Origin of the sequence: Citrobacter sp. CK202, from assembly GCF_030333225.1 — a bacterium.
In the GTDB taxonomy this organism is placed as follows: domain Bacteria; phylum Pseudomonadota; class Gammaproteobacteria; order Enterobacterales; family Enterobacteriaceae; genus Citrobacter_B; species Citrobacter_B koseri.
This window is the reverse complement of the sequence record NZ_JAOWGI010000025.1, coordinates 403,376-428,482: the sequence shown is the minus strand read 5'-3', so window position 1 is coordinate 428,482 and position 25,107 is coordinate 403,376. Positions and strand designations below refer to the sequence as shown.

25 protein-coding genes and 1 pseudogene are annotated in these 25,107 nt (G+C 52.8%); 17 read left to right on the top strand and 9 right to left on the bottom strand.

Annotated elements, in window-relative coordinates; all coding sequences use genetic code 11:
* Position 1: 1 nt before the first annotated feature.
* Positions 2–775 (top strand): histidine ABC transporter ATP-binding protein HisP, encoded by a 774-nt coding sequence (gene hisP, locus OGX84_RS11560; protein WP_049008687.1) that lies wholly within the window; start codon positions 2–4, stop codon positions 773–775.
* A gap of 97 nt (positions 776–872) precedes the next feature.
* On the opposite strand, the gene OGX84_RS11555 is transcribed toward hisP, so the two are convergent.
* From OGX84_RS11555 to folX, 3 genes are all read right to left on the bottom strand, one after another.
* Positions 873–1,385 (bottom strand): GNAT family N-acetyltransferase, encoded by a 513-nt coding sequence (locus tag OGX84_RS11555; RefSeq protein ID WP_049008706.1) that lies wholly within the window; start codon positions 1,383–1,385, stop codon positions 873–875.
* 70 nt (positions 1,386–1,455) lie between these two features.
* A complete protein-coding gene (locus tag OGX84_RS11550; protein WP_286458015.1) occupies positions 1,456–2,349 on the bottom strand; it encodes a TIGR01777 family oxidoreductase in 894 nt (297 codons plus the stop codon).
* Positions 2,350–2,368: 19 nt separating this feature from the next.
* Complete coding sequence (gene folX / locus OGX84_RS11545) at positions 2,369–2,731, bottom strand: dihydroneopterin triphosphate 2'-epimerase (protein ID WP_012131467.1); 363 nt, start codon at positions 2,729–2,731, stop codon at positions 2,369–2,371.
* Positions 2,732–2,927: 196 nt separating this feature from the next.
* Between folX and yfcF the strand changes: the two genes are divergently transcribed.
* From yfcF to yfcD, 3 genes are read left to right on the top strand one after another with little or no spacing between them, the layout of a single operon-like run.
* On the top strand, positions 2,928–3,572 hold the full coding sequence (gene yfcF, locus OGX84_RS11540; RefSeq protein WP_200023497.1) for a glutathione transferase: 645 nt from the start codon (positions 2,928–2,930) through the stop codon (positions 3,570–3,572).
* A 55-nt stretch (positions 3,573–3,627) separates the two neighbouring features.
* Positions 3,628–4,179 (top strand): phosphodiesterase, encoded by a 552-nt coding sequence (gene yfcE / locus OGX84_RS11535; protein ID WP_047462326.1) that lies wholly within the window; start codon positions 3,628–3,630, stop codon positions 4,177–4,179.
* Between the two features lie 55 nt (positions 4,180–4,234).
* The gene (yfcD, locus tag OGX84_RS11530; protein WP_058667767.1) at positions 4,235–4,789 is read left to right on the top strand and encodes an NUDIX hydrolase YfcD; all 555 of its coding nucleotides are present in this window, start codon (positions 4,235–4,237) and stop codon (positions 4,787–4,789) included.
* Positions 4,790–4,794: 5 nt separating this feature from the next.
* Here the strand turns inward: yfcD and OGX84_RS11525 are convergent, their stop codons facing one another.
* Positions 4,795–5,814: a LacI family DNA-binding transcriptional regulator gene (locus OGX84_RS11525; RefSeq protein ID WP_012131471.1), complete on the bottom strand. Its 1,020-nt coding sequence runs from the start codon at positions 5,812–5,814 to the stop codon at positions 4,795–4,797.
* Positions 5,815–6,064: 250 nt separating this feature from the next.
* Here OGX84_RS11525 and OGX84_RS11520 point away from each other — a divergent pair, with 250 nt between their 5' ends.
* The 6 genes and pseudogenes from OGX84_RS11520 to OGX84_RS22815 all read left to right on the top strand — a co-directional run.
* Entirely contained in the window at positions 6,065–6,508 is a 444-nt protein-coding gene (locus OGX84_RS11520) for a PTS sugar transporter subunit IIA (protein ID WP_024130154.1), read from the top strand.
* Between the two features lie 82 nt (positions 6,509–6,590).
* Entirely contained in the window at positions 6,591–6,863 is a 273-nt protein-coding gene (locus OGX84_RS11515) for a PTS sugar transporter subunit IIB (RefSeq protein ID WP_024130155.1), read from the top strand.
* 22 nt (positions 6,864–6,885) lie between these two features.
* Complete coding sequence (locus OGX84_RS11510; protein ID WP_275165850.1) at positions 6,886–8,277, top strand: PTS ascorbate transporter subunit IIC; 1,392 nt, start codon at positions 6,886–6,888, stop codon at positions 8,275–8,277.
* Positions 8,274–9,104, top strand: a complete 831-nt coding sequence (locus tag OGX84_RS11505; protein WP_049008599.1) for a transketolase — start codon at positions 8,274–8,276, stop codon at positions 9,102–9,104. The genes OGX84_RS11510 and OGX84_RS11505 overlap by 4 nt, the downstream gene beginning before the upstream one ends.
* Positions 9,097–10,050 (top strand): transketolase family protein, encoded by a 954-nt coding sequence (locus OGX84_RS11500; RefSeq protein WP_275165851.1) that lies wholly within the window; start codon positions 9,097–9,099, stop codon positions 10,048–10,050. Before OGX84_RS11505 ends, OGX84_RS11500 begins: the two co-directional genes overlap by 8 nt.
* 86 nt (positions 10,051–10,136) lie before the next feature.
* Positions 10,137–10,229, top strand: a pseudogene (locus tag OGX84_RS22815) (transketolase); the annotation flags it as partial.
* 104 nt (positions 10,230–10,333) lie between these two features.
* Here OGX84_RS22815 and yfcC read toward each other — a convergent pair.
* The 3 genes from yfcC to ackA all read right to left on the bottom strand — a co-directional run bounded on the left by yfcC (position 10,334) and on the right by ackA (position 15,500).
* Positions 10,334–11,860 carry a putative basic amino acid antiporter YfcC gene (gene yfcC, locus OGX84_RS11495; RefSeq protein ID WP_286458014.1) on the bottom strand — a complete coding sequence of 509 codons (1,527 nt, stop codon included), beginning with the start codon at positions 11,858–11,860 and terminating at the stop codon, positions 10,334–10,336.
* 216 nt (positions 11,861–12,076) lie between these two features.
* Positions 12,077–14,221 carry a phosphate acetyltransferase gene (gene pta / locus OGX84_RS11490; protein WP_024130156.1) on the bottom strand — a complete coding sequence of 715 codons (2,145 nt, stop codon included), beginning with the start codon at positions 14,219–14,221 and terminating at the stop codon, positions 12,077–12,079.
* Between the two features lie 76 nt (positions 14,222–14,297).
* Positions 14,298–15,500 carry an acetate kinase gene (ackA, locus tag OGX84_RS11485; RefSeq protein ID WP_012131481.1) on the bottom strand — a complete coding sequence of 401 codons (1,203 nt, stop codon included), beginning with the start codon at positions 15,498–15,500 and terminating at the stop codon, positions 14,298–14,300.
* A 338-nt stretch (positions 15,501–15,838) separates the two neighbouring features.
* Between ackA and yfbV the strand changes: the two genes are divergently transcribed.
* The 4 genes from yfbV to OGX84_RS11465 all read left to right on the top strand — a co-directional run bounded on the left by yfbV (position 15,839) and on the right by OGX84_RS11465 (position 19,452).
* Entirely contained in the window at positions 15,839–16,294 is a 456-nt protein-coding gene (yfbV, locus tag OGX84_RS11480) for a terminus macrodomain insulation protein YfbV (RefSeq protein ID WP_003028087.1), read from the top strand.
* An 83-nt stretch (positions 16,295–16,377) separates the two neighbouring features.
* Positions 16,378–16,872 (top strand): YfbU family protein, encoded by a 495-nt coding sequence (locus tag OGX84_RS11475; protein ID WP_012131483.1) that lies wholly within the window; start codon positions 16,378–16,380, stop codon positions 16,870–16,872.
* A complete protein-coding gene (locus OGX84_RS11470) occupies positions 16,865–17,542 on the top strand; it encodes a sugar phosphatase (RefSeq protein ID WP_012131484.1) in 678 nt (225 codons plus the stop codon). Before OGX84_RS11475 ends, OGX84_RS11470 begins: the two co-directional genes overlap by 8 nt.
* A gap of 77 nt (positions 17,543–17,619) precedes the next feature.
* Complete coding sequence (locus OGX84_RS11465) at positions 17,620–19,452, top strand: SLC13 family permease (RefSeq protein ID WP_012131485.1); 1,833 nt, start codon at positions 17,620–17,622, stop codon at positions 19,450–19,452.
* A gap of 91 nt (positions 19,453–19,543) precedes the next feature.
* Here OGX84_RS11465 and yfbR read toward each other — a convergent pair whose 3' ends face one another.
* Positions 19,544–20,143: a 5'-deoxynucleotidase gene (gene yfbR, locus OGX84_RS11460; protein WP_012131486.1), complete on the bottom strand. Its 600-nt coding sequence runs from the start codon at positions 20,141–20,143 to the stop codon at positions 19,544–19,546.
* Positions 20,144–20,247: 104 nt separating this feature from the next.
* Positions 20,248–21,465 (bottom strand): alanine transaminase AlaA, encoded by a 1,218-nt coding sequence (alaA, locus tag OGX84_RS11455; protein ID WP_012131487.1) that lies wholly within the window; start codon positions 21,463–21,465, stop codon positions 20,248–20,250.
* 935 nt (positions 21,466–22,400) lie between these two features.
* On the opposite strand from alaA, the gene lrhA reads away from it, so the two are divergent.
* From lrhA to nuoB, 3 genes are all read left to right on the top strand, one after another.
* Complete coding sequence (lrhA, locus tag OGX84_RS11450; RefSeq protein WP_012131489.1) at positions 22,401–23,339, top strand: transcriptional regulator LrhA; 939 nt, start codon at positions 22,401–22,403, stop codon at positions 23,337–23,339.
* Positions 23,340–23,967: 628 nt separating this feature from the next.
* Positions 23,968–24,411 (top strand): NADH-quinone oxidoreductase subunit NuoA, encoded by a 444-nt coding sequence (nuoA, locus tag OGX84_RS11445; RefSeq protein WP_012131490.1) that lies wholly within the window; start codon positions 23,968–23,970, stop codon positions 24,409–24,411.
* Between the two features lie 15 nt (positions 24,412–24,426).
* Entirely contained in the window at positions 24,427–25,101 is a 675-nt protein-coding gene (gene nuoB / locus OGX84_RS11440; protein ID WP_012131491.1) for an NADH-quinone oxidoreductase subunit NuoB, read from the top strand.
* The last annotated feature ends 6 nt before the right edge of the window (positions 25,102–25,107 follow it).

Genomic DNA, 25,107 nt, shown 5'->3' with positions numbered 1-25,107 from the left:
GATGTCTGAGAATAAATTAAACGTTATCGATTTGCACAAGCGCTACGGCGAACATGAGGTGCTGAAAGGGGTATCGCTACAGGCTAACGCCGGAGATGTGATCAGTATTATCGGATCGTCTGGCTCCGGTAAGAGTACCTTTCTGCGCTGTATTAACTTCCTCGAAAAACCGAGCGAAGGGTCGATTGTGGTGAGCGGCCAGAATATTTCCCTGGTGCGTGATAAAGACGGCCAGCTCAAGGTCGCCGATAAAAACCAACTGCGGCTGCTGCGTACGCGCCTGACGATGGTATTTCAGCACTTCAATCTCTGGAGCCACATGACGGTGCTGGAGAACGTTATGGAAGCGCCGATTCAGGTGCTGGGATTAAGCAAACATGAAGCGCGCGAGCGTGCGGTGAAATACCTGGCGAAAGTTGGTATTGATGAACGTGCGCAGGGAAAATACCCGGTACACCTCTCAGGTGGTCAGCAGCAGCGCGTCTCAATTGCCCGCGCGTTGGCGATGGAACCTGAGGTACTGCTGTTTGATGAGCCGACATCGGCGCTTGACCCCGAACTGGTAGGCGAAGTCTTGCGTATCATGCAGCAGTTAGCGGAAGAGGGGAAAACGATGGTGGTGGTGACGCATGAAATGGGGTTTGCCCGCCATGTTTCCACCCATGTGATTTTCCTGCATCAGGGGAAAATCGAAGAAGAAGGCGATCCAGAGCAGGTATTCGGCAACCCGCAAAGCCCGCGTTTGCAACAGTTCCTGAAAGGCTCGCTGAAGTAGCGGTTTATCCGTCGCTCAGAGAAACAATTTTGCCCGGTGGCGCTGTGCTTACCGGGCCGACACGTAGGCCGGATAAGGCATCGCCGCCATCCGGCGATTATCGCCCCATTTCGCTTTCCAGACGGTATACCCATTCGTCATACCGGATGCCGTTCACCTCATAGGCGTTTTCCAGCACCTGAGTCCGCGTAAAACCACGCTTTTCCAGCACGCGCACAGACGCGTGATTCTCTGCCAGCACATAGGCATTTATCGCTTTCACGCTGGTATGCGTAAAGGCGTAATCGCAGACGGCATATAAGGCTTCTGTGGCGATCCCTCTCCCTTGCGCTTCCGGGAGCACCGTATAGCCGATATCGGCTTCCTGCGGATAATGGTGGCTAATTTGTAAGCCAATGTCGCCCAAAGGCTTATCGCTGTTATGCAGGCGGATGACGAAGGTATGCTTTGAGACGAGGCGACGGGCGAACAGCAGGCGAGTGTCTTTTTCCGGCGTGATATCAGCCATATAACGCATGATTTCAGGGTTTTCACGCAGTGCGAGAAAAAAGGACCAGTCAGTAGGTTGAAAAAGGGAGAGGGTCAATCGGGAGGTGGTTATTATCGCCATAAAATCGCCATTCCAGAAGTCAGGCATACTACCTTACCACTGGAATGGCTACAGTGACCAGGTGAATGGTTTAACGGATCACATCGGCCAGCGCTTCTTCTAAATCGTACCAGCGAAATGAAAACCCCGCCGCCTCCAGTCTTTTTGGCAATGCGCGCTGTCCGCCCAGCACCAGTACCGATGATTCCCCCATTAACAGGCGGATGACGGTCGCGGGAACGCGCAGGATTGCGGGGCGGTTCAGCGCATGACCCAGCGCATGGGCGAACTGTTCATTACGAACCGGATAAGGCGAAACCATATTGAACGGGCCGCGCAGGTCGTTATCCAGCAGCCAGAGAATACCGTTTACCATATCATCGATATGGATCCAGGCCAGATACTGACGCCCATTGCCAATTGGCCCTCCCAGCCCCAGGCGAAACGGCGGGATCATTTTGGCCAGAATGCCGCCTTCCGGCGCCAGGACGACGCCGGTGCGTAGCAGACAAACGCGCGATTTATCACTTTGCGCGCTACAGGCAATCTGCTCCCAACGCGCGCATAACTTATGGGTAAATTCGTTATGCGGCGGCTCTTCTTCCGTTACGACAACTTCGCCCAGATCGCCGTAATAGCCTGCGGCAGACCCGGAAATTAACGCGGCCGGGGGCGTCTCGCTGGCGTTGATCAAATCTGCCAGCTTTTGCGTGATGGACCAGCGGCTTTGACACAAACGCTCTTTTTGCTGCGCGGTCCAGCGTTTGTCGGCGATAGGCTCGCCAGCAAGGTTGACCACGGCGTCTATGTCGTTGAGGTTTTGCCTGTCCTCCAGCCCTTTCCACAGCGCAACTCGGGAGTCGAGAAGCTGACGCGCCTTATCGGGACTCCGTGTGACGACCGTCACCTGATGCCCCAGCTCCAGCAGACGGGGAATCAGGTGGCGTCCTATCAGGCCAGTACCGCCGGTAATCAGAATCTGCATGTTTCCTCCCGGATAGCGCTTAACGTCGCCAGCTGAGCGTCATGGAGACGGAATCGGCATAACGCAGCGCATGAAGTTTGTCGATCTCTACTTCAGCATAAGTGACCCAGTGATGTTCGCGTGCGATGTCGAGCACATCCTGAGTTAATTTTTCTAACAGCGAGAATCGGTTGCTCTCCACATGCTGAATAATGTTTTTTGTGATGGTGCGGTAATTCAGCGCGTCGTTGATGTCCTCGCTTACGCGGGCTTTTTCCGCCGGATAGTGAATGGCAACGTTAATAACGATATCCTGGCGGTTGAGGATCTCTTCCTCTTTGATACCGATAAACGTGCGCAGACGAAGGTTTTTTATACGAATAATAGCGTCAGGTTGTGACATTGCAGGCGTCCTCCATGGTTGAACCTTTGCATGATACACGAGAACCCGGCCGCGTTATTCGCTCTGACTCTCAGGCTTCTGCTAAGGCCGCAGTCTTGCGCGTTCTGTTGCCGGGCTCAGTATGAGTTTTCATCAGGTGACAGTATGCGAAAGACTCTATATTTTGAGAGAAAGCCCAAAGAACGAAGAGGACATTATGAGCAAACCCGAGATTACGCTTTGGTCAGACGCTAACTTTTTCTCTCCTTACGTCTTATCCGTTTATGTTGCCTTGCAGGAGAAAGGACTGCCTTTTACCCTCAAAACCGTTGACCTGAGCAGCGGCGAGCATTTGCAGCCCTCATGGCAGGGCTACGCGTTAACGCGCCGCGTCCCGGTGCTGGAAATCGATGGCTTCGAGCTTAGCGAGTCGTCGGCGATTACCGAGTATCTGGAAGATCGCTTTGCGCCGCCGCAGTGGGAGCGCATCTACCCGCACGATCTGCAAAAACGCGCCCGCGCGCGCCAGATTCAGGCGTGGTTACGCAGTGATTTAATGCCCATTCGCGAGGAACGTTCGACGGATGTGGTCTTTGCGGCGGCCAGGAAAGGCCCGTTAAGCGAAGCGGGGAAAGAGAGCGCGGCAAAACTGGTGACGACGGCCAGTGGTTTGCTCGCTCACGGTAAGCCGAATTTATTTGGCGAATGGTGTATTGCGGATACCGATTTGGCGCTCATGCTTAACCGCCTCGTACTGAACGGCGACGAGATTCCTGAGGCACTGGCGGAATATGCAGCATTCCAGTGGCAGCGCGCCTCCGTTCAACGTTTTATTGCGCTTTCCGCAAAGCGTTACGGCTGATAATCCGCGTATAATCCAGTATCATAGAACGGTTTTTTATGACGAGGAGTGAGTGATGAAACTGATGTTTGCATCGGACATTCATGGTTCGTTACCTGCGACAGAGCGCGTACTTGAACGGTTTGCGCAAAGTGGCGCGCAATGGCTGGTGATACTGGGTGATGTGCTTTATCACGGGCCGCGTAACGCGCTGCCGGAAGGCTACGCACCGGCGCAGGTGGCAGAACGCCTGAACGAGCAGGCGGCGCGTATTATTGCGGTACGGGGAAACTGTGACAGCGAAGTGGATCAGATGCTGCTCCACTTCCCGATAACCGCGCCGTGGCAGCAAGTGCTGCTGGAAAACCGGCGCATCTTCCTGACCCACGGACACCTGTTCGGGGCGGATAATGTACCCGCGTTAAATGCGGGCGACGTTCTTGCTTATGGGCATACTCATCTGCCGGTCGCTGAAAAACGCGGCGAGCTGTATCACTTTAATCCAGGCTCAGTCAGCATCCCGAAAGGTGGGTTTGCAGCAAGCTACGGCATTCTGGATGATAATGTTTTGAGCGTAATCGCACTCAATGATCAAAGTATCATTGCGCAGGTCGCGATTAATCCGTAATTTACCCCACAATTGTAAATGCGCCGTAAGAGCGCCAGAAAAAGAAGGTTTCCTGATGGTGGAACAGCGTCGTTTGGCAAGTACTGAATGGGTGGATATTGTGAATGAAGAGAACGAAGTCATTGCGCAATCCAGCCGGGAGCAAATGCGAGCGCAGCGCTTACGTCATCGTGCAACGTATATCGTCGTGCATGATGGTATGGGCAAAATTCTGGTTCAACGCCGTACTGAGACAAAAGACTTTTTGCCCGGCATGTTAGATGCCACCGCAGGTGGAGTGGTGCAGGCCGATGAGCAACTGCTGGAGTCTGCACGACGTGAAGCGGAAGAAGAACTGGGTATCGCAGGCGTGCCGTTTGCTGAGCACGGTCAGTTCTATTTTGAAGATGATAATTGCCGTGTCTGGGGCGGGTTATTTAGCTGCGTTTCTCATGGGCCATTCGCGCTTCAGGAAGAAGAGGTCAGCGAAGTCTGCTGGCTGACGCCGGAAGAAATTACGGCGCGTTGCGATGAGTTCACCCCGGACTCATTGAAAGCGCTGGCGTTGTGGATGACCCGCAATGCCAACAATGAATCGGCAAAGCAAGAGAAGCAAGAAGAGACGGAATAAGGTCTCTAACAGCTATCCCGCAGGCATAAACTGGAGGCGATCTGTTTCCGATCGCTCCAGTTGCCATCCTTCAGACGTTCCAGCAGCGCGCGTCCGGCTTCAAGGCCTATCTTACGATGCGGTACGGCCATTGTCGTTAACGGCGGCTGACAAACCCGGCTCACATCGCTGTCGCCGAATCCTACCACCGCCAGATCGTCAGGGACTTTGATCCGTCTGCGCTGACACTCATATAATGCACCGCAAGCCAGCTCATCGGATACGCACACCAGCGCGTCCAGCTCGGGCCACGCCAGAATAAATTCGGGAAGCTGCGAAGCGCCGGTGGAAAAGTTTGGCGGCAGGGCGGCGTTAATCACTCGATTGGGCGACATATGGTGGCGCAACATCGCCTTGTACCAGCCCTGCAAATGCTGTTGAAAGATCCACTGCTCCTGATTGGCGCAAAGCAGGCCAATATTCTGATAACCGCGCTGGATGAGCATTTCGGTCAGTTCGTACATTGCCGCGACGTTATCGATACCGATATTCATATCGATCGGATCGGTACGAATGGCGCCAATTTCCATCACCGGAATCGACGCGTTTTTTAACCAGTGACGCACCGTGTCGCTGTGCTCGACGCTGAGTAAGATGGCGGCGGCGATGTTGGAGGCCAGCAGCGTCTCCAGCAGTTTCTCTTCCTGTTCGAGATGGTGAAGGGACTCCGCCAGCATAATCTGGTATCCCGCAGGCTGTAAAACTTGCTGAAGTCCGGCAAACATTTCTGAACAACCGGCTTCCGTGAGGTTCGGGACGACCATCGCGATGGTCCGTGACGAGGCGGAAGCCAGCGCGCTTGCGGCAAGATTGGGCATGTAACCGAGTTCATTCACTGCGGCTTCGATTTTTTCCCGGAGTTTATCGGAAACTTGCTCAGGCGTGCGTAACGCACGGGACACGGTCATGGTGCCGACACCGGCAAGCTGAGCAACATCGGCGATGGTCACCTTACCAGTACTACGCCGTTTTCGAGTTATAGACATACAGATTCCTGCGCAATTACAACGTATTGAGATGTTTTTTTATTGTCATTCATCGCTTCACGGGAATAGCAGTATACGCCTTAAATCCGGTTTAAGGCTGTGATTTCACGCGTTGATTGTATTTTGATAGCGCTATCACATATCTGACTGATAACTTTTGATAGCGCTATCTTTGTGAATATGATCACAGATAAGGTTTCAGCGCTTGAATAAAGTTTGCTCATATCTGGCAATCACGCGAGGAGGATATGTGCTCAATCACTGGCTAACTGATGCAACCATCATGCGGCAGGCGAGAGTGGAAAACTGGCCGCAGGCGCTGGAAATATGCGCCAGACCGTTGCTGGATGCTGGCGTTATCACACCTGAATATGTGACGGCGATTGTTGAGCAGCATCATAAGCTGGGCGCGTATTACGTTCTGGCGCCGGGTCTGGCGATGCCGCATGCGCGACCGGAAGAGGGAGCAAAGGGATTAGGCTTGTCGTTGTTAAAGCTGGAGCAGGGTGTCTCATTTGGGGCGGGCGAGTTCGATCCGGTGGATATCATCGTGATGCTCGCGGCACCCGACAAACACAGCCATATTGAAATGATTTCGGCGCTGGCAGAGTTATTTTCCAGCGATGACGATATGGATAAATTACATCAGGCGAAGTCGCTGGAGGAAATAAAAACAATAATCGCACGTTTCTAATTTAATTACGCATTCCGAATTACCTGACACATTACGCGCCTGCGTGATGCGGGCGTACTCTACTTAAAAGAAGGTGATGATAATGAAAATTATGGCTATTTGCGGTTCTGGCCTGGGCAGTAGTTTTATGGTCGAAATGAATATTAAAAAAGTGCTCAGGAAGCTTGAAATTGATGCCGATGTTGAGCATTCCGACCTCTCCTCGGCGACGCCTGGCGCTGCGGATCTGTTTGTCATGGCGAAAGATATTGCCGCCAGCGCCAGCGTGCCGGAAAGTCAGCTGGTGGTGATTAATAACATTATCGATATTAATGAACTTGAAGCGCAGCTGCGCGCCTGGTTCGCCAAACAATAACCTTATTGCAAGCGAGGCGGATATGTTTATCCTTGAAACGCTGAATTTTGTTGTTGATATCTTAAAAGTGCCCTCGGTGCTGGTGGGGTTAATTGCCTTAATTGGCCTTGTCGCGCAGAAAAAAGCGTTTTCCGATGTGGTGAAAGGCACGATTAAAACTATTTTAGGTTTTATTGTACTGGGCGGCGGCGCAACGGTACTGGTCGGGTCTTTAAATCCACTCGGCGGAATGTTTGAACATGCGTTTAATATCCAGGGGATTATTCCAAATAACGAAGCGATTGTTTCCATCGCTCTGGAAAAATACGGGGCGTCTACGGCGCTGATCATGGCCTTTGGCATGGTGGCAAATATTGTGGTCGCCCGTTTTACCCGTCTGAAATACATCTTTCTGACAGGACACCATACGTTTTATATGGCCTGTATGATCGGTGTAATCCTGACGGTTGCCGGTTTTGACGGCGTTGGTCTCGTCTTTACCGGATCGCTGATTCTGGGGCTGGTGATGGCCTTTTTCCCGGCGCTGGCGCAGCGCTATATTAAGCGTATCACCGGCACTGATGATATCGCGTTTGGTCACTTCGGCACGCTGGGTTATGTGCTGTCCGGCTGGATCGGCAGCCTTTGTGGTAAAGGTTCCCGCTCTACCGAAGAGATGAACCTGCCTAAAAACTTAAGCTTCCTGCGCGACAGTTCGATCTCTATCTCTCTGACCATGATGATTATCTATCTGATCATGGCGGTGAGCGCAGGGCGTGAATATGTCGAGAGCACCTTCAGCGGCGGTCAGAACTACCTGGTCTACGCCATCATTATGGCGATCACCTTTGCGGCGGGTGTGTTCATCATCCTACAGGGCGTACGTCTGATTCTGGCGGAAATCGTACCGGCCTTTACCGGATTCTCAGAAAAACTGGTGCCGAACGCCCGCCCGGCGCTGGACTGCCCGGTCGTCTATCCGTATGCGCCTAACGCGGTGCTGATTGGCTTCCTGTTTAGCTTCCTCGGCGGCCTGGTCGGTCTGTTCCTGCTCGGACAGATGAAGCTGGTGCTGATCCTGCCGGGCGTGGTGCCGCACTTCTTTACCGGTGCGACGGCTGGCGTATTTGGTAATGCCACCGGCGGGCGTCGCGGCGCGATGATCGGCGCATTTGCCAACGGTCTGTTGATTACTTTCCTGCCCGTTCTGCTGCTGCCCGTGCTGGGGGCGATCGGCTTTGCGAATACGACTTTCTCAGACGCTGATTTCGGCGCTGTGGGGATTGTGCTGGGCAATCTGGCGCGCTACCTGTCGCCGCTTGCCATCACAGGGCTTGTTGTAGCGTTGTTCGTGCTGCTGGTGGCGTACAACGTGTTTGCGAAAAACAAATCTGCGGGGGGTAACACGCAGGAGAATACCGGAGCCAAATTATGAATGTGAATGAAGTTACTCAACTGGCGCGCGATATTCGCGTTGCCACTCTTAAGTCATTGACGCAGCTTGGCTTTGGCCACTACGGTGGCAGCATGTCGGTAGTGGAGACGCTGGCGGTGCTGTACGGCGCGGTGATGAAGATTGACCCGGCCGACCCCGACTGGCCGGAGCGCGATTACTTTGTGCTGTCTAAAGGTCATGCTGGCCCGGCGCTCTACAGCACGCTGGCGATTAAAGGTTACTTTCCGACAGAAGAACTGAACACGCTTAACCAGAACGGCACCCGTTTGCCGAGCCATCCAGACAGGTTAAAAACGCGCGGCGTGGATGCGACGACCGGTTCACTGGGGCAGGGGATCTCGATTGCCGGGGGGATGGCGCTGTCGCACAAACTTGCCGGGCGCCCGAATCGGGTATTTTGTATCGTCGGCGACGGCGAGCTGAACGAAGGGCAGTGCTGGGAAGCGTTTCAGTTTATCGCCCATCATCGCCTGAACAACCTGACGGTGTTTATCGACTGGAACAAGCAGCAGCTGGACGGCGAACTGGATGAGATTATTTGCCCGTTCGATCTGGAAGGGAAATTCCGCGCTTTCGGTTTTGATGTTGTCACCGTGAAAGGCGATGACATTGCCCGGCTGCTGGAGGTCGTTCAGCCGGTTCCGGCGGCGGATGCCCGTCCGCGCGTGGTGATCCTCGACAGTATTAAAGGACAGGGCGTGCCCTACCTGGAGCAATTAAGCAACTCCCACCACCTGCGTCTGACCGATGAGATGAAAAAGGCGCTTAACGAGACGATTCGCCAACTGGAGGCCGCGCATGATTAAGGTTGCACCCGCGGGACAAAAAGAGAGCATGGAAATGCGTAAAGTGTACGCCGGATTTGTGGCGGAGCAGATAGAGGCCGGAAGCCAGATTATCGCACTTGAAGCGGATCTCATGAGTTCTATGGCGATGGATGGTGTTGCGAGGGATTATCCTCAGCATGTGATCAACTGCGGCATCATGGAAGCCAATGTGATCGGCACTGCGGCAGGGCTATCGCTCACCGGACGCAAACCGTTTGTCCATACCTTCACCGCCTTTGCCAGCCGTCGCTGTTTTGATCAGCTGTTTATGTCGCTCGATTACCAGCGCAACAACGTCAAGGTGATCGCGTCGGATGCCGGCGTGACTGCCTGCCATAACGGCGGTACCCATATGTCTTTTGAAGATATGGGCATTGTGCGCGGGCTGGCGCATTCGGTTGTGCTGGAAGTGACCGATGCCGTCATGTTTAAGGATATTTTGCGCCAGCTTATCGATCTTGAGGGTTTTTACTGGGTTCGAACTATCCGCAAACAGGCCCCGAGCATTTATGCGCCGGGATCGACGTTCACCATCGGTAAAGGGAATGTTCTGCGTGAAGGCAGTGATATCACGCTGATTGCCAACGGCATTATGGTTGCCGAGGCGCTGGAGGCGGCGCGCCAGCTGGAGCAGGATGGCGTGAACGCGGCGGTTATCGATATGTTTACCCTCAAGCCTATCGACCGCATGCTGGTGAAAAATTACGCGGAGAAAACCGGGCGAATCGTCACCTGTGAAAACCACAGCATTCATAATGGACTTGGGTCGGCCGTGGCTGAAGTGCTGGTTGAAACGTGCCCGGTGCCCATGCTCCGCGTCGGCGTTAAAGAGCGTTATGGTCAGGTCGGGACGCAGGATTTCTTGCAGAAGGAGTATGGTTTGACCGCAGAGGCCATTGTGGAAGCGGCGAAAACGCTGCTGTAATAACGATGTATTGTTGCCGGATGGCGCTACTGCTTATCCGGCCTACAATAACCTGACTCGTAGGCCGGATAAGACGCACTAGTTAACGTTATGGTCAGGTCGGGACGCAGGATTTCTTGCAGAAGGAGTATGGTTTGACCGCAGAAGCCATTGTGGAAGCGGCGAAAACGCTGCTGTAATAATGATGTGTTGTTGCCGGATGGCGCTACCGCTTATCCGGCCTACAATAACCTGACTCGTAGGCCGGATAAGACGCGCCAGCGTCGCCATCCGGCATTTTTGATCAATGGTATCCCATCAACTGCGCGCCGATAACCACCACGCTGGACATGATAAACAGCAACCCCAGCAGCGTCGCGCCAACCTTCAGCCAGTTGCGAAAATCGACCCGGCACACGCCTAATGTCGCCATTAACGATGCGGACGTTGGATAGATGATGTGACTGAAGCCATCGCCAAACTGGAAGGCCAGTACCGTAACCTGACGGTTTACGCCTACCAGATCGCCTAACGGAGCCAGAAGCGGCATCGTTAACGCTGCCTGACCGGAACCGGAGGTAACAAAGAAATTGAATACGGCCTGAAACAGCAGCATAAACCATGCGGCGACAGCGTTGTTCAGACCGCTAATACCGTGAGCAATACTGTTCAACAGGGTATTTAACACGCTGGCGTCGCCCGCCTCGCCGTTGCCCACGAGCAATAAAATACCTTTGGCGAAGCCGACCAACAGAGCCGGGGCAATCATCATTCTGGCGCCTTCGGTGAACGAGGAGGCCATGATGTTCACCGTCATACCGTTGAGGCGGAAAATAACCCCAATGATGCCGATGACCACGCCCATCGTGAAGAACTGGCTGGCAATCTCAGGAATAAACCACGCGTGAACAATCACTCCCCAGATAACCCAAATCATCACTCCGGTCAGCACAATCAGCACCAGCCAGTCGCCAGCGGTGAAAGGACGTTGGGCGATTTCGTCCTGCTTCTCACGAAAATAGCGATCGGATTCATGGACGCGCGACAGATGGGGATTCTTTTTCACCCGCGCGGCATAGGTCAGGGTAAAAAGAAGACCAATCAGCGTGGAAACGAACCACACAACAATGCGCAAGCCTGAGCCGGAAAGGACCGGTACGCCCGCAATCCCCTGCGCGACCACGACGCAAAACGGGTTCATCCATGAACTGGCAAAACCAATCTGGGTGGCGATATAGGTGACCAGTACGGTGGTAATGCTGTCATAGCCCAGGCGCACCATCAGCGGCGCGATAATAATCGCAAAGGCGACGGCCTCTTCCCCCATGCCAAAAACCGCGCCGCCCAGTGAGAAGAGGATGAACAGCACCGGGATAAACAACACCTCATTGCCGCGCGTATGGCGTATCAGCGCCAGAATACCGTTATCAATGGTGCCTGTACGCATGACGATGCCGAACGCGCCGCCGATCACCAGCATAAACATGATGATGCCGACGGCCGTGCCGAATTTAGAACCGGAGGTTAATCCTTCGAACGGGAAATTCATTAAGCCGGGTCTTTCATCGCCGGTTGTAAAGAGTTGGACGTGGTGATACTGCGCTTCACCGGCTTCGTTGGTGAGAATACGAAAAGAGTGGGGATCGACCACTTTGCGGGTTTTCGTCTGCCCGTCAACCTGATACTGCACCTCCTGGCTGTCGAACATTCCGACGGGAACAACCCAGGTGGCAAGACTGGTCAGAATGGCGACGAAAAAAATAATCACCAGCGTATCGGGCATCGCCCATTTTTTGGCAGGCCGCGATTGCGATTCTGTTACTGCGGACATAACACACTATCCCTGTTGCAAGGCAAAGAGATAATTATGCGAACAGAGGAATAGTTATTCATTGATACAGCGCAGCTAAGCAGGAAAATAGGATTTCGTTCATGCCGGTTCGGCGGGCATAAAAAATCTGGAAATAATCGCTATTTCCAGACCTTAGGTATGAAGTGCTGGCCGGATAAGGACGCCTTAGCGTCGCTATCCGGCACACAAAGCAGATTACTGCTGTTGCTGTGAAGACTGAATCGCGGTCAGGGCGATGGTGTAGACGATATCATCTACCAGCGCGCCACGGGACAGGTCGTTCACCGGCTTGCGCATACCCTGTAGCATCGGCCCGATGGAGATCAGGTCGGCAGAACGCTGTACCGCTTTGTAGGTGGTGTTACCGGTGTTCAGATCCGGGAAGATGAACACGGTCGCGCGACCTGCAACCGGAGAGTTCGGCGCTTTGGATTTCGCAACATCAGCCATGACTGCGGCGTCGTATTGCAGCGGGCCGTCGATCATCAGGTCAGGGCGTTTTTCCTGCGCCAGACGGGTCGCTTCACGCACTTTCTCTACGTCGCTGCCTGCGCCAGAGGTGCCGGTGGAGTAGGAGAGCATCGCAACGCGCGGTTCGATACCGAAGGCAATTGCGGATTCCGCAGACTGGATGGCGATTTCAGCCAGCTGTTCTGCCGTCGGGTCCGGGTTGATCGCGCAGTCGCCGTAAACATAAACCTGTTCCGGCAGCAGCATGAAGAATACGGAAGAGACCAGAGAGCTGCCTGGCGCTGTTTTGATCAGCTGTAGCGGCGGACGAATGGTGTTTGCCGTGGTGTGAACCGCACCGGAAACCAGACCGTCAACTTCATCCTGTTCCAGCATCAGCGTACCGAGAACCACGTTGTCTTCCAGCTGTTCGCGGGCGACGGTCTCGGTCATGCCTTTGCTCTTACGCAGCTCAACCAGACGAGCGACATAGCTTTCGCGAACCACTTCCGGGTCGACGATTTCAATGCCAGCGCCCAGTTCTACGCCCTGAGAGGCGGCAACGCGGTTGATCTCTTCCGGGTTACCCAGCAGGACGCAAGTCGCGATGCCACGTTCAGCACAGATGGCTGCCGCTTTAACGGTACGCGGTTCGTCGCCTTCCGGCAGAACGACGCGTTTACCGGCTTTACGCGCCAGCTCGGTCAGCTGGTAGCGGAATGCAGGCGGAGACAGACGACGGCTGCGCTCAGAGGTCGCGGTCAGGGATTCAATCCAGTCAGCGTTGATGTAGTTAGCAACGTATTCCTGAACTTTTTCGATACGCTCATGGTCATCAACCGGAACTTCCAGGTTGAAGCTCTGTAGACTCAGAGAGGTCTGCCAGGTGTTGGTATTCACCATGAATACCGGCAGGCCGGTTGCGAAAGCACGTTCGCACAGTTTAGAGATGCGCGCGTCCATTTCGTAGCCGCCGGTCAGCAGCAGAGCGCCGATTTCTACGCCGTTCATTGCCGCCAGGCAAGCCGCAACCAGTACGTCAGGACGGTCAGCAGAAGTCACCAGCAGAGAACCTGCACGGAAGTGCTCCAGCATGTGCGGAATGCTGCGTGCGCAGAACGTGACAGACTTCACGCGACGGGTGTTGATATCGCCTTCGTTCACAACGGTAGCGTTCAGGTGACGCGCCATGTCGATTGCACGGGTTGCAATCAGATCGAAGCTCCACGGCACCGCGCCCAGAACCGGCAGCGGGCTGGATTCCTGGAGTTTAGCCGGATCGACTTTCACCACTTTCGCTTTGGAAGAGTCGTCGAAAATCTCAGACAGATCCGGGCGGGTACGGCCCTGCTCATCAACCGGTGCGTTCAGTTTGTTAACAATAACGCCGGTGATGTTGGTGTTTTTCGCGCCGCCGAAGCTGCTGCGAGTCAGTTCGATACGCTCATTCAGCTGTTCCGGGGTGTCGGTGCCCTGAGACATCACGAAGACGATTTCCGCATTCAGCGTTTTCGCGATTTCGTAGTTCAGAGACTGAGCGAACTGGTGTTTACGCGTCGGAACCAGGCCTTCAACCAGCACCACTTCCGCATCTTTGGTGTTCGCGTGATAGTTCGCGATGATCTCTTCCATCAGCACATCTTTCTGATTGCTGGACAGCAGAGATTCAACGTGGCTCATCTTCAGCGGTTCAGCCGCCGGGACAGACGAGTTTGCACGAACGATAGCGGTAGTCTGGTCTGGCGCATTGCCACCCGCGCGCGGTTGGGCGATTGGCTTAAAGACGCTCAGACGAACGCCTTTGCGTTCCATAGCACGGATGACGCCAAGGCTGACGCTGGTCAGGCCGACGCTGGTTCCGGTAGGGATCAGCATAATAATACGGGACACGGTTTATCCTCTTTCGTTACCGCCGGTTTCAGGCGGGTTACAAAACAGCACCGCCAGCTAGGCTGGCGGTGTAAAATCAGGCAGTCAGACGGCTCGCGTCTTGCGCGATAACCAGTTCTTCGTTGGTTGGGATAACCACCGCAGGACGGGTACCTTCTTTGTTGATGAAACCAGATTTGCCGAAACGGGCAGCCAGGTTACGTTCGTGATCGACTTCAAAGCCCAGCACGCCCAGTTTACCCAGAGACAGCTCACGCACCATCGCCGCGTTTTCACCGATACCGCCAGTGAAGACCACTGCGTCCAGACGACCTTCCATCAGCGCGGTGTAAGAGCCGATGTATTTCGCCAGACGGTGGCAGTATACGTCCATCGCACGTTTCGCATCTTCTTTAGCGGTGTAGTTGTCTTCAACATAACGGCAGTCGCTGGTGACTTCGGTCAGACCCAACAGACCTGATTCTTTGGTCAGCATTTTGTTGATCTGATCGATGTTCATGCCCAGGTTGTCATGCAGGAAGAAGATGATTGCCGGGTCGATGTCACCGGTACGGGTGCCCATCACCAGACCTTCCAGCGGGGTCAGACCCATAGAGGTGTCAACGCACTGGCCGTTGCGGATTGCAGAAACGGAACCACCGTTGCCCAGATGGCAGGTGATGATGTTCAGTTCTTCAACCGGCTTGTTCAGCATTTTTGCGGCTTCCTGAGTCACATAGTAGTGGCTGGTGCCGTGGAAACCGTAACGACGTACGCCGTGTTCTTTGTACAGGCTGTACGGCAGGGCATACAGGTAAGACTCTTCCGGCATGGTTTGATGGAACGCGGTGTCGAACACTGCAACGTTCTTTTCTTTCAGTTCCGGGAAGGATTTCAGCGCTTCAGTAATCCCGATCAGGTGAGCCGGGTTGTGCAGCGGAGCGAACGGCGCAGCGTCTTTGATGCCCTGGATAACGGAGTCATCAATGACCACGGAGCTGGTATACTTCTCGCCGCCGTGTACGATACGGTGACCAATTGCGGTCAACTGCGCAGACAGTTCTGGTTTTTGTGCCAGAATAGTATTAACAATAAAGTTCAGCGCTTCACTGTGAGCGGCGCCTGCACCTAAAGCCGCTTCTTGTTTATTGCCGTCCATTTTCCATTTGATACGTGCTTCAGGAAGATGGAAACATTCGGCTAAACCAGAAAGGTATTCTTCACCGTTCGCTGCATCGATGATTGCAAATTTCAGTGAGGAGCTACCGCAGTTCAGAACCAGTACTAACTTACTCGACATGGAAGTACCTATTTATGATACGTGGCTAAAAAAACGTCAGTGAGCCATAGAGCGTAACGCATGATGACGCTGACGTTTATGATTAACATCATGCGCAATAATCTTTTTCGGCATGATGGAAGAAATACCTTTGAGTCTATGCCATTTTGCGTATTTTTCAGCCAATGGCATACTATATGTAAATTTGACGACTCAATGATTTTGGACTACTGGCCTTAGAGGCCGACACAGGATACCTGATAGTGGGTATCAATGACAAAATGTTTTGAACGATGTCCCTTGCAGTTGTTGTTTTGCACAAATTTTTGAATTTTTATATGTGAAGTTGAGGTAAAGCCATGTCGACACCGGATAATCGCTCCGTGAATTTTTTTAGTTTGTTTCGCCGGGGGCAGCACTACGCAAAGACGTGGCCGATGGAAAAGCGCCTTGCGCCGGTCTTTGTTGAGAACCGCGTGATTCGTATGACGCGTTACGCCATTCGCTTTATGCCGCCGATCGCGGTGTTTACGCTGTGCTGGCAAATCGCGCTGGGCGGTCAGTTAGGCCCGGCGGTTGCCACAGCTCTGTTTGCGCTCAGTTTACCGATGCAAGGCATGTGGTGGCTGGGAAAACGCTCCGTTACGCCACTCCCGCCTTCCATCCTGAACTGGTTCTATGAGGTTCGGGGAAAATTGCAGGAAGCCGGGCAGGCGTTGTCGCCAGTAGAAGGCAAGCCGGATTACCAGGCATTAGCTGACACGCTTAAGCGCGCCTTCAAACAACTGGATAAAACTTTCCTTGATGATTTGTAATTGACCCCTGATTACGCATATAAAAGAAGGCATACCAATGCCTTCTTTTTTTGACCGCAGTAGAGTGATACAGGAGTCCCAAAATGGAAATGACCAACGCTCAACGTCTGATTTTGTCTAACCAGTACAAAATGATGACCATGCTCGACCCGACCAACGCCGAGCGTTATCGCCGTCTGCAAACGATCATTGAACGCGGCTACGGCTTGCAGATGCGTGAGCTGGATCGTGAGTTTGGCGAACTGAAGGAAGAAACCTGCCGCACGATTATCGATATCATGGAGATGTATCACGCCTTACATGTGTCCTGGACTAACCTGAAAGACGCGCAGACCATTGACGAGCGTCGTGTGACGTTCCTCGGGTTTGATGCCGCAACCGAAGCGCGTTATCTGGGCTACGTTCGCTTTATGGTGAACGTGGAAGGGCGCTATACCCACTTTGATGCCGGTACGCATGGCTTTAATGCCCAGACGCCGATGTGGGAAAAATACCAGCGTATGCTGAATGTCTGGCACTCCTGCCCGCGCCAGTATCACCTGAGCTCGAACGAAATTAATCAGATTATCAATGCCTGAGGGGGTGAGCGTGCAGTGCAAAGGCTTTCTGTTTGATCTGGATGGAACGTTGGTTGACTCCTTACCCGTTGTAGAGCGGACATGGTGCAACTGGGCCGATCGTTTTGGCCTCACGCATGATGAAGTGCTGAGCTTTATTCATGGCAAGCAGGCTATCACTTCTCTGCGACACTTCATGGCGGGAAAGCCGGAAGAGGAGATCGCCGCAGAGTTTACCCGTCTGGAACAGATAGAAGCGACGGATACGGCAGGGATTGTGGCGTTGCCGGGCGCGGTCGAATTGCTGAACCATCTCAATAAAGCCGGTATCCCCTGGGCTATCGTTACCTCAGGCTCGATGCCGGTTGCGCGGGCGCGCCATCAGGCGGCCGGCCTTCCTGCGCCAGAGGTGTTTGTTACCGCTGAACGCGTGAAACGCGGCAAACCGGAACCGGATGCCTATCTGCTGGGCGCCCAACTGCTCGGCCTCTCGCCGCAGGAATGCGCGGTGGTGGAAGACGCGCCTGCCGGGATTCTCTCCGGGCTGGCCGCCGGGTGTCATGTCATTGCGGTCAATGCGCCTGAGGACACGCCCCGCATTGCGGACGTCGATTTTGCCCTGAGCAGCCTTGAGCACATTTCCGTGACCAAACAGCCCAACGGAAACGTGGTCGTTCTTAGAAATACCTGAACATGATTTAGCCCCGCATTGTTGGGGCTTTTTTATGGCAGAATCAGTCCATCCCTCTCATTTAACAAGGATATGTTGTGAACGGTGAATTGATATGGGTTCTCTCCTTACTGGCGATTGCCGTTATCTTGTTTGCGACGGGCAAAGTGCGCATGGACGCGATTGCTTTGCTGGTCATTGTCGCCTTTGTTCTGAGTGGAACATTGAGCATCTCAGAGGCCTTTTCCGGCTTCAGCGATCCTAACGTTGTTCTGATTGCCGCCTTGTTCATTATCGGCGACGGGCTGGTGCGTACCGGCGTCGCGACGGTCATGGGCGCCTGGCTGGTGAAAATGGCCGGTAGCAGCGAAGTCAAAATGCTGGTGCTGCTGATGATCACCGTTGCCGGGCTTGGCGCGTTTATGAGTTCAACCGGCGTGGTCGCGATTTTCATCCCGGTGGTGTTAAGCGTTTCTATGCGTATGCAGACCTCGCCTTCACGCCTGATGATGCCGCTCAGTTTTGCCGGTCTTATCAGCGGCATGATGACGCTGGTGGCGACGCCGCCCAACCTGGTGGTGAACAGTGAACTGCTGCGCGAAGGGCTGCACGGTTTTAGCTTCTTTAGCGTCACGCCGATTGGGCTGGTGGTGCTGTTCCTCGGCATTATCTACATGCTGGTGATGCGCTTTATGTTGAAAGGGGATGATGCGTCACAGCAGCGTGATGGCTGGAAGCGTCGCGCCTTTCGCGATTTAATCAAAGAGTACCGTCTGACCGGTCGCGCTCGTCGGCTTGCCATTCGCCCGGGTTCGCCGATGGTCGGCCAGCGTCTGGATGACCTTAAGCTGCGTGAGCGCTATGGCGCGAACGTGATCGGCGTTGAACGCTGGCGGCGCTTTCGGCGTGTTATTGTTAACGTCAATGGGGTGTCGGAATTTCGCGCCCGCGATGTGTTACTGATCGATATGTCTGCCGCAGAGGTGGATCTCCGGGAATTTTGCAGCGAGCAACTGCTGGAGCCGATGGTTTTACGCGGCGAGTATTTTTCCGATCAGGCGCTGGACGTGGGGATGGCGGAAATCTCCCTGATTCCCGAATCGGAACTGATTGGCAAATCGGTGCGCGAGATCGGTTTTCGTACGCGCTATGGCCTGAATGTCGTCGGTCTGAAGCGTGACGGCGTGGCAATCGAAGGGTCGCTTGCGGATGAAGCGCTGTTAATGGGCGACATTATTCTGGTGGTGGGAAACTGGAAGCTGATTGGTCAACTGGCGAAGCAGGGCCGTGACTTCGTGGTGCTGAATATGCCTGTGGAAGTGAGTGACGCCTCCCCGGCGCACAGCCAGGCGCCGCATGCGATCTTCTGTCTGGTGCTGATGGTTGCGCTGATGCTGACCGATGAGATCCCTAACCCGATCGCGGCAATCATTGCTTGCCTGCTGATGGGGAAATTCCGCTGTATTGATGCAGAAAGCTCCTACAAAGCGATTCACTGGCCGAGCATTATCCTGATTGTCGGGATGATGCCTTTTGCGCTGGCGTTGCAAAAGACCGGCGGCGTTGATCTGGTCGTTAAAGGATTGATGGATGTCGGCGGCGGCTATGGCCCTTATATGATGCTGGCATGTCTGTTTGTGCTGTGCGCCACCATCGGGCTGTTTATTTCCAATACCGCGACCGCCGTGCTGATGGCGCCGATAGCCCTTGCGGCAGCGAAGTCGATGGGGGTGTCACCGTATCCTTTCGCGATGGTGGTGGCAATGGCGGCGTCGGCGGCGTTCATGACGCCGGTCTCCTCGCCGGTAAACACGCTGGTTTTGGGGCCGGGGAACTACAGTTTTAGCGACTTTGTTAAGATTGGGGTGCCGTTTACGATAATCGTTATGGCGGTATGCGTGGTGATGATCCCGGTGCTGTTTCCGTTTTGATTTTTTGCCGGATGGCGCTATTCGCTTATCCGGCCTACAAATGTAGCAGTAGGCCGGATAAGACGTTTACGTCGCCATCCGGCAAAACGATTTATAGCGGCGAATCCTGGCTGATTTCATCCAGCGAGAGGTGAAAACTGGGCACAAACACCGCCATAAAATAGTCCATCTCTTCGCTGCGGCGCGACGCCAGGGTTTTTTCCAGTCGCGTTTTTGCCAGCAGGAATTCATTATTGCCCGCCGATAACTCTTCCAGACACTTCAGATAGGCGCAAAGCGCGTCGGCTTGCTTCACAACCGATTTCTCTTCTTCGCTGTAAGCATGCTCGTCGATCAGCGGTGCAAAAATATCGCGCAGTTCGTCAGGAACCATATCCACCAGTTTTTGTTGGGCAATTTTCTCAATCGCTTTGTATTCCTGCGCGATTTGCGAATTGAAGTATTTCACCGGAGTCGGGAGATCGCCGGTCAACACTTCAGAGGCATCGTGGTACATCGCCAGTAGCGCAATACGCTCGGCGTTGACCTGGCCGCCGAATTTGCGATTTTTGATAGCGGCAAGCGCGTGGGCGACCATCGCCACCTGCAAACTGTGTTCGGAGACGTTTTCGGTGCGCACGTTGCGCATCAATGGCCAGCGGTTAATCAGTTTCAGGCGGGAGAGGTGGGCAAAAAAATGGCTCTGCTTCATAGTGACCTTTTCATGATGACAACCTGAGGGGCATTGTGCGCAGAGAAGGCCATCGGATGCAAATACTCGTCTTTCTCACGTTGCATCCGACGGCCAGTTTACGGTTACAGCTGATGATACCCTGACAGGAAGCGCCCGAATTTACTCAGCGACATTTCAATGTCGTCAATACGAGGCAGCGTTACAATGCGGAAGTGATCCGGCCAGGGCCAGTTGAACGCGGTTCCCTGCACCAGCAGCACTTTTTCCTGCAACAGGAAGTCGAGCACCATCTTCTGGTCATCGTGGATGTTAAAGCGTTTCGCATCTATTTTCGGGAACATATACAGTGCGCCGCGCGGTTTCACGCAGGAAACGCCCGGAATATCGTTAATCAGCTCCCACGCACGGTTACGTTGTTCATACAAACGCCCGCCCGGCATGATGAATTCGCTAATACTCTGGTAGCCGCCCAGCGCCGTCTGGATCGCGTGCTGCGCCGGAACGTTGGCGCACAGACGCATTGACGCCAGCATCTCCAGCCCTTCAATGTAGCCTTTGGCGTGTTTTTTCGGCCCATTCAGCACCATCCAGCCCTGGCGGAATCCGGCGACGCGATAGGTTTTGGACAGCCCGTTGAACGTAATGGTCAGCAGATCCGGCGCCAGCGCGGCGATAGAATGATGCTCAGCGTCGTCGTAGAGGATCTTGTCGTAAATCTCATCGGCGAAAATGATCAGATTATGTTGACGGGCAATCTCAACGATCTCCATCAGCAACTCTTTGGAGTAAACCGCGCCGGTTGGGTTATTCGGGTTGATTATCACAATGCCACGGGTACGCGGCGTGATTTTGGCGCGGATGTCGTCGAGATCCGGGAACCAGTCAGAAGATTCATCGCAAAGATAGTGTACCGCTTTGCCGCTGGAGAGCGAGACTGCCGCTGTCCACAGCGGGTAATCCGGCGCGGGAACCAGCATTTCGTCCCCGCTGTTCAGCAACGCCTGCATTGCCTGCACGATCAATTCGGATACGCCGTTACCAATATAGATATCTTCTACGGTGACGTCGCGCATGCCGCGCGCCTGGTAATGCTGCATGATCGCTTTGCGTGCGGAATACAGACCCTTTGAATCGCAATACCCCTGCGCCGTTGGCAAATTGCGGATGACATCGACCAGGATCTCATCAGGCGCTTCAAAACCAAAAGGGGCGGGGTTGCCGATGTTCAGTTTCAGAACTTTATTGCCTTCTTCTTCCAGGCGTTTCGCTTCTTTCAGAACAGGGCCGCGGATGTCATAACAGACATTTTCTAGTTTGCTGGATTTTTCAATGGGGGACATGAATCTTGACCTTTTTAGCTGTTATCGCCACTCCCTGCCGTGGAAGTCAGCACGGAACAATGTACTCCCACAGCGGTGAGTTTTGAAGGGTCAGCAGTAGAAGATTTTGCTCAGGCTTAGTGTGGGATTGTGCTGTTAAGTCCTGCTTTAATGCCATTCTTGCAGTTTTTATTACTGCTTTTATTTATTTTATTGGTTTTTTGTTTTTGGTATCAGGCTTTTGTGTGGTTGTATGTTTTGTTAAAAAATAGTCTAAACTCAGGGAGGAAAGTGTTAGCGGCGTCAGCATAACTCAATTATCAGGAAAATACTGAATGCTTTTACGAAACTACTGTTATCGCCATGATCTGTAAACGTTAGGGTGTAAATCTATTGTTAAGTAGAATTAATGAGTAGTGGCGATCTTAATTAATTATTATTTAATATTTAAAAAGCACTTGCTGGTGAGATTAATAATACATAATTTTCTTAGTTAAGATAACATAATCACGCTTCAGATTATTCGTATTAAGGCTTATAAATATAGTGGTTTTGGGTTAAGATAAGCCCCAGGAAATGGTGCGCAGTCTGCGTTGTCTGCTAATTTTTATGACGAGCATCTATAACTAACTTGTTGCTCAGTAGGCTTTTTTTGTGTCGGTAAATGTCCGTTAACTTCTTTTACATTTACAAAATTACACGTTTATCCTTAGCAGAATTCCGTTGTTACCTAAAAAGGTATGCGTCTTCTCCTCGATATATCCCTGGTAATGACCTCTGGGATTATTCGAAAAGAAAGGAGAAGAGGTTGTTAGCAGCACCAAATACATTTTTACTTTCACTTGGTTACGCAAGTGAAACGGCGAGGGAAGCACATTACAAATGGAATTGTTTGTTTATGAACACACAGCATTAACCAGGTCAGCATGGTATGACCCGCCAGTAAGTGAAAAATTATGATAAATGCAAATCGTCCGATAATTAACCTCGACCTCGATCTGCTGAGAACGTTTGTTGCTGTTGCCGATCTGAACACGTTCGCCGCTGCGGCGGCGGCGGTATGTCGTACTCAGTCTGCGGTGAGCCAGCAAATGCAGCGTCTTGAGCAGCTTGTGGGTAAGGAGTTGTTCGCCCGTCATGGTCGTAACAAGCTGTTGACTGAACACGGTATTCAGCTTCTGGGTTACGCCAGAAAAATCCTGCGCTTTAATGATGAGGCGTGCTCATCATTGATGTTTAGCAATCTTCAGGGCGTATTAACAATTGGCGCTTCTGATGAATCCGCCGATACGATATTGCCTTTCTTGCTCAATCGGATCAGTTCGGTTTACCCGAAGCTTGCTCTGGATGTGAGGGTGAAACGTAACGCCTTTATGGTGGATATGCTGAAATCGCAGGAAGTGGATTTGATTGTCACTACGCACCGTCCGGGATCTTTCGAGTTCCTGAACCTGCGCACATCGCCGACACACTGGTATTGCGCGGCGGAATATGTGTTACAGAAGGGGGAACCGATCCCGCTGGTGTTGTTAGACGATCCCAGCCCGTTCCGCGATATCGTATTAGCGACGTTGAATGCGGCGAATATTCCCTGGCGCCTTGCCTATGTGGCCTCAACGTTAGCGGCGGTACGCGCGGCCGTAAAAGCCGGACTGGGAATCACCGCGCGACCGGTTGAGATGATGAGCCCGGATTTACGCGTGCTCGGCGCTGCGGATGGATTACCGCCGTTGCCAGACACGGAATACTTACTGTGTCGCGATCCATCAGGCCAGAACGAACTGGCGCAGGTTATCTATCAGGCGATGGACAGTTACCAAAACCCCTGGCAATACAGTCAGTTTACTCCCGAAGGAGGAGACGATTCGCTGATGGTTGAAGGTGACTTTGAGTAGCCAGTCACAAAAAAAACGTTATAAAATGTAAGTGTAAAAAAGGGCCGCTGATGCTGAAAAAACATCCAGCGGTTCTTTTTTTATACAATTTACCGGCGTTTCGGACGTAAATGCGGGAAAAAGCCTAAAAAATCAGTAAGTAGTCATTAACCTGTTAATTTGGATGAAAAATAGGCACTGACGGTCTGGTTTTGTTTCCATGTTAAAAAACTAGAGAAATTGTTGCTGTTTTTTATGGCGGATTAACAAAAGCGTGTCACAGATCAAGAAAATACTCCCATTTAGGGGGAGGCATCTGCGTAAAATCCTGTCAAAATAGGAGTGTATTATCTCATTTACTTCACAACGGACACGATTCAACAACATTAAATTCGGGCTGGTGATGCGATCGAAATCAGTCAAAATGGCATTAAATGTTAATGGTGTTGGGTCGATGTAAATTAATGTGAGGAAACTTTTGTTAAAGTTGACAAAAGGTTATAGAAAGGAGTAAAAAACCACATCAATTAGCTGTTTAATCATTTTCTACAGTGATTGTAAGGTTTTTTTTATTCCTCCCCATGAATCGATGTGGCGTTCATCTGCCGAAAAGAGCAGAGAATTTGGCGCTACTTTTGATGAGTAAGCAATGAGTATGTCAACATCCACTGAAATCATCGCTCATCACTGGGCATTCGCTATCTTTCTTATTATTGCCATTGGCCTGTGCTGCCTGATGCTCGTCGGCGGTTGGTTTTTAGGCGGTCGCGCACGCGCGAGGTCGAAAAACACCCCGTTTGAATCAGGTATCGACTCGGTCGGCTCCGCCCGCTTACGCCTGTCTGCCAAGTTTTACCTGGTAGCCATGTTCTTCGTTATCTTCGACGTTGAAGCGCTGTATCTGTTCGCATGGTCGACCTCTATCCGTGAAAGCGGTTGGGTAGGCTTTGTGGAAGCTGCAATTTTTATTTTTGTGTTACTGGCTGGTCTGGTTTATCTGGTGCGTATTGGCGCGCTGGACTGGACGCCCGCGCGTTCACGCCGCGAGCGTATGAACCCGGAAACGAACAGTATCGCTAATCGTCAACGCTAACCGCGAGGCATTAAGATGGATTATACGCTCACCCGCATAGATCCCAACGGTGAGAATGACCGTTACCCCCTGCAAAAACAGGAGATCGTAACCGACCCCCTGGAGCAAGAAATCAACAAAAGCGTGTACATGGGCAAGCTCGAACATGCGCTGCATGACATGGTTAACTGGGGTCGTAAGAATTCAATTTGGCCGTATAACTTCGGCCTTTCCTGCTGCTATGTCGAGATGGTGACCTCTTTTACCGCCGTGCATGACGTGGCGCGCTTCGGCGCGGAAGTACTGCGTGCTTCGCCGCGTCAGGCCGACCTGATGGTGGTAGCGGGAACATGCTTTACCAAGATGGCGCCTGTCATTCAGCGTTTGTATGACCAGATGCTGGAGCCGAAGTGGGTGATTTCCATGGGGGCATGCGCTAACTCTGGCGGTATGTACGATATTTATTCGGTTGTGCAGGGCGTTGATAAATTTATCCCGGTAGATGTGTATATCCCGGGCTGCCCGCCGCGCCCTGAAGCGTACATGCAGGCGCTGATGTTGTTGCAGGAATCTATTGGCAAAGAACGTCGTCCGCTCTCCTGGGTGGTTGGCGATCAGGGCGTTTATCGCGCCAATATGCAGTCAGAGCGCGAACGTAAACGCGGCGAACGCATTGCAGTAACGAATCTACGTACACCAGACGAGATTTAATTTGCG

What these genes read in the sequence shown, in the direction of transcription:
- hisP (WP_049008687.1), top strand. Translation starts at nt 2, where the DNA reads ATGTCTGAGAATAAATTAAACGTTATCGATTTGCACAAGCGCTACGGC.
- OGX84_RS11555 (WP_049008706.1), bottom strand. Translation starts at nt 1,385, where the DNA reads ATGGCGATAATAACCACCTCCCGATTGACCCTCTCCCTTTTTCAACCT.
- OGX84_RS11550 (WP_286458015.1), bottom strand. Translation starts at nt 2,349, where the DNA reads ATGCAGATTCTGATTACCGGCGGTACTGGCCTGATAGGACGCCACCTG.
- folX (WP_012131467.1), bottom strand. Translation starts at nt 2,731, where the DNA reads ATGTCACAACCTGACGCTATTATTCGTATAAAAAACCTTCGTCTGCGC.
- yfcF (WP_200023497.1), top strand. Translation starts at nt 2,928, where the DNA reads ATGAGCAAACCCGAGATTACGCTTTGGTCAGACGCTAACTTTTTCTCT.
- yfcE (WP_047462326.1), top strand. Translation starts at nt 3,628, where the DNA reads ATGAAACTGATGTTTGCATCGGACATTCATGGTTCGTTACCTGCGACA.
- yfcD (WP_058667767.1), top strand. Translation starts at nt 4,235, where the DNA reads ATGGTGGAACAGCGTCGTTTGGCAAGTACTGAATGGGTGGATATTGTG.
- OGX84_RS11525 (WP_012131471.1), bottom strand. Translation starts at nt 5,814, where the DNA reads ATGTCTATAACTCGAAAACGGCGTAGTACTGGTAAGGTGACCATCGCC.
- OGX84_RS11515 (WP_024130155.1), top strand. Translation starts at nt 6,591, where the DNA reads ATGAAAATTATGGCTATTTGCGGTTCTGGCCTGGGCAGTAGTTTTATG.
- OGX84_RS11510 (WP_275165850.1), top strand. Translation starts at nt 6,886, where the DNA reads ATGTTTATCCTTGAAACGCTGAATTTTGTTGTTGATATCTTAAAAGTG.
- OGX84_RS11505 (WP_049008599.1), top strand. Translation starts at nt 8,274, where the DNA reads ATGAATGTGAATGAAGTTACTCAACTGGCGCGCGATATTCGCGTTGCC.
- OGX84_RS11500 (WP_275165851.1), top strand. Translation starts at nt 9,097, where the DNA reads ATGATTAAGGTTGCACCCGCGGGACAAAAAGAGAGCATGGAAATGCGT.
- yfcC (WP_286458014.1), bottom strand. Translation starts at nt 11,860, where the DNA reads ATGTCCGCAGTAACAGAATCGCAATCGCGGCCTGCCAAAAAATGGGCG.
- ackA (WP_012131481.1), bottom strand. Translation starts at nt 15,500, where the DNA reads ATGTCGAGTAAGTTAGTACTGGTTCTGAACTGCGGTAGCTCCTCACTG.
- yfbV (WP_003028087.1), top strand. Translation starts at nt 15,839, where the DNA reads ATGTCGACACCGGATAATCGCTCCGTGAATTTTTTTAGTTTGTTTCGC.
- OGX84_RS11475 (WP_012131483.1), top strand. Translation starts at nt 16,378, where the DNA reads ATGGAAATGACCAACGCTCAACGTCTGATTTTGTCTAACCAGTACAAA.
- OGX84_RS11470 (WP_012131484.1), top strand. Translation starts at nt 16,865, where the DNA reads ATGCCTGAGGGGGTGAGCGTGCAGTGCAAAGGCTTTCTGTTTGATCTG.
- yfbR (WP_012131486.1), bottom strand. Translation starts at nt 20,143, where the DNA reads ATGAAGCAGAGCCATTTTTTTGCCCACCTCTCCCGCCTGAAACTGATT.
- alaA (WP_012131487.1), bottom strand. Translation starts at nt 21,465, where the DNA reads ATGTCCCCCATTGAAAAATCCAGCAAACTAGAAAATGTCTGTTATGAC.
- lrhA (WP_012131489.1), top strand. Translation starts at nt 22,401, where the DNA reads ATGATAAATGCAAATCGTCCGATAATTAACCTCGACCTCGATCTGCTG.
- nuoA (WP_012131490.1), top strand. Translation starts at nt 23,968, where the DNA reads ATGAGTATGTCAACATCCACTGAAATCATCGCTCATCACTGGGCATTC.
- nuoB (WP_012131491.1), top strand. Translation starts at nt 24,427, where the DNA reads ATGGATTATACGCTCACCCGCATAGATCCCAACGGTGAGAATGACCGT.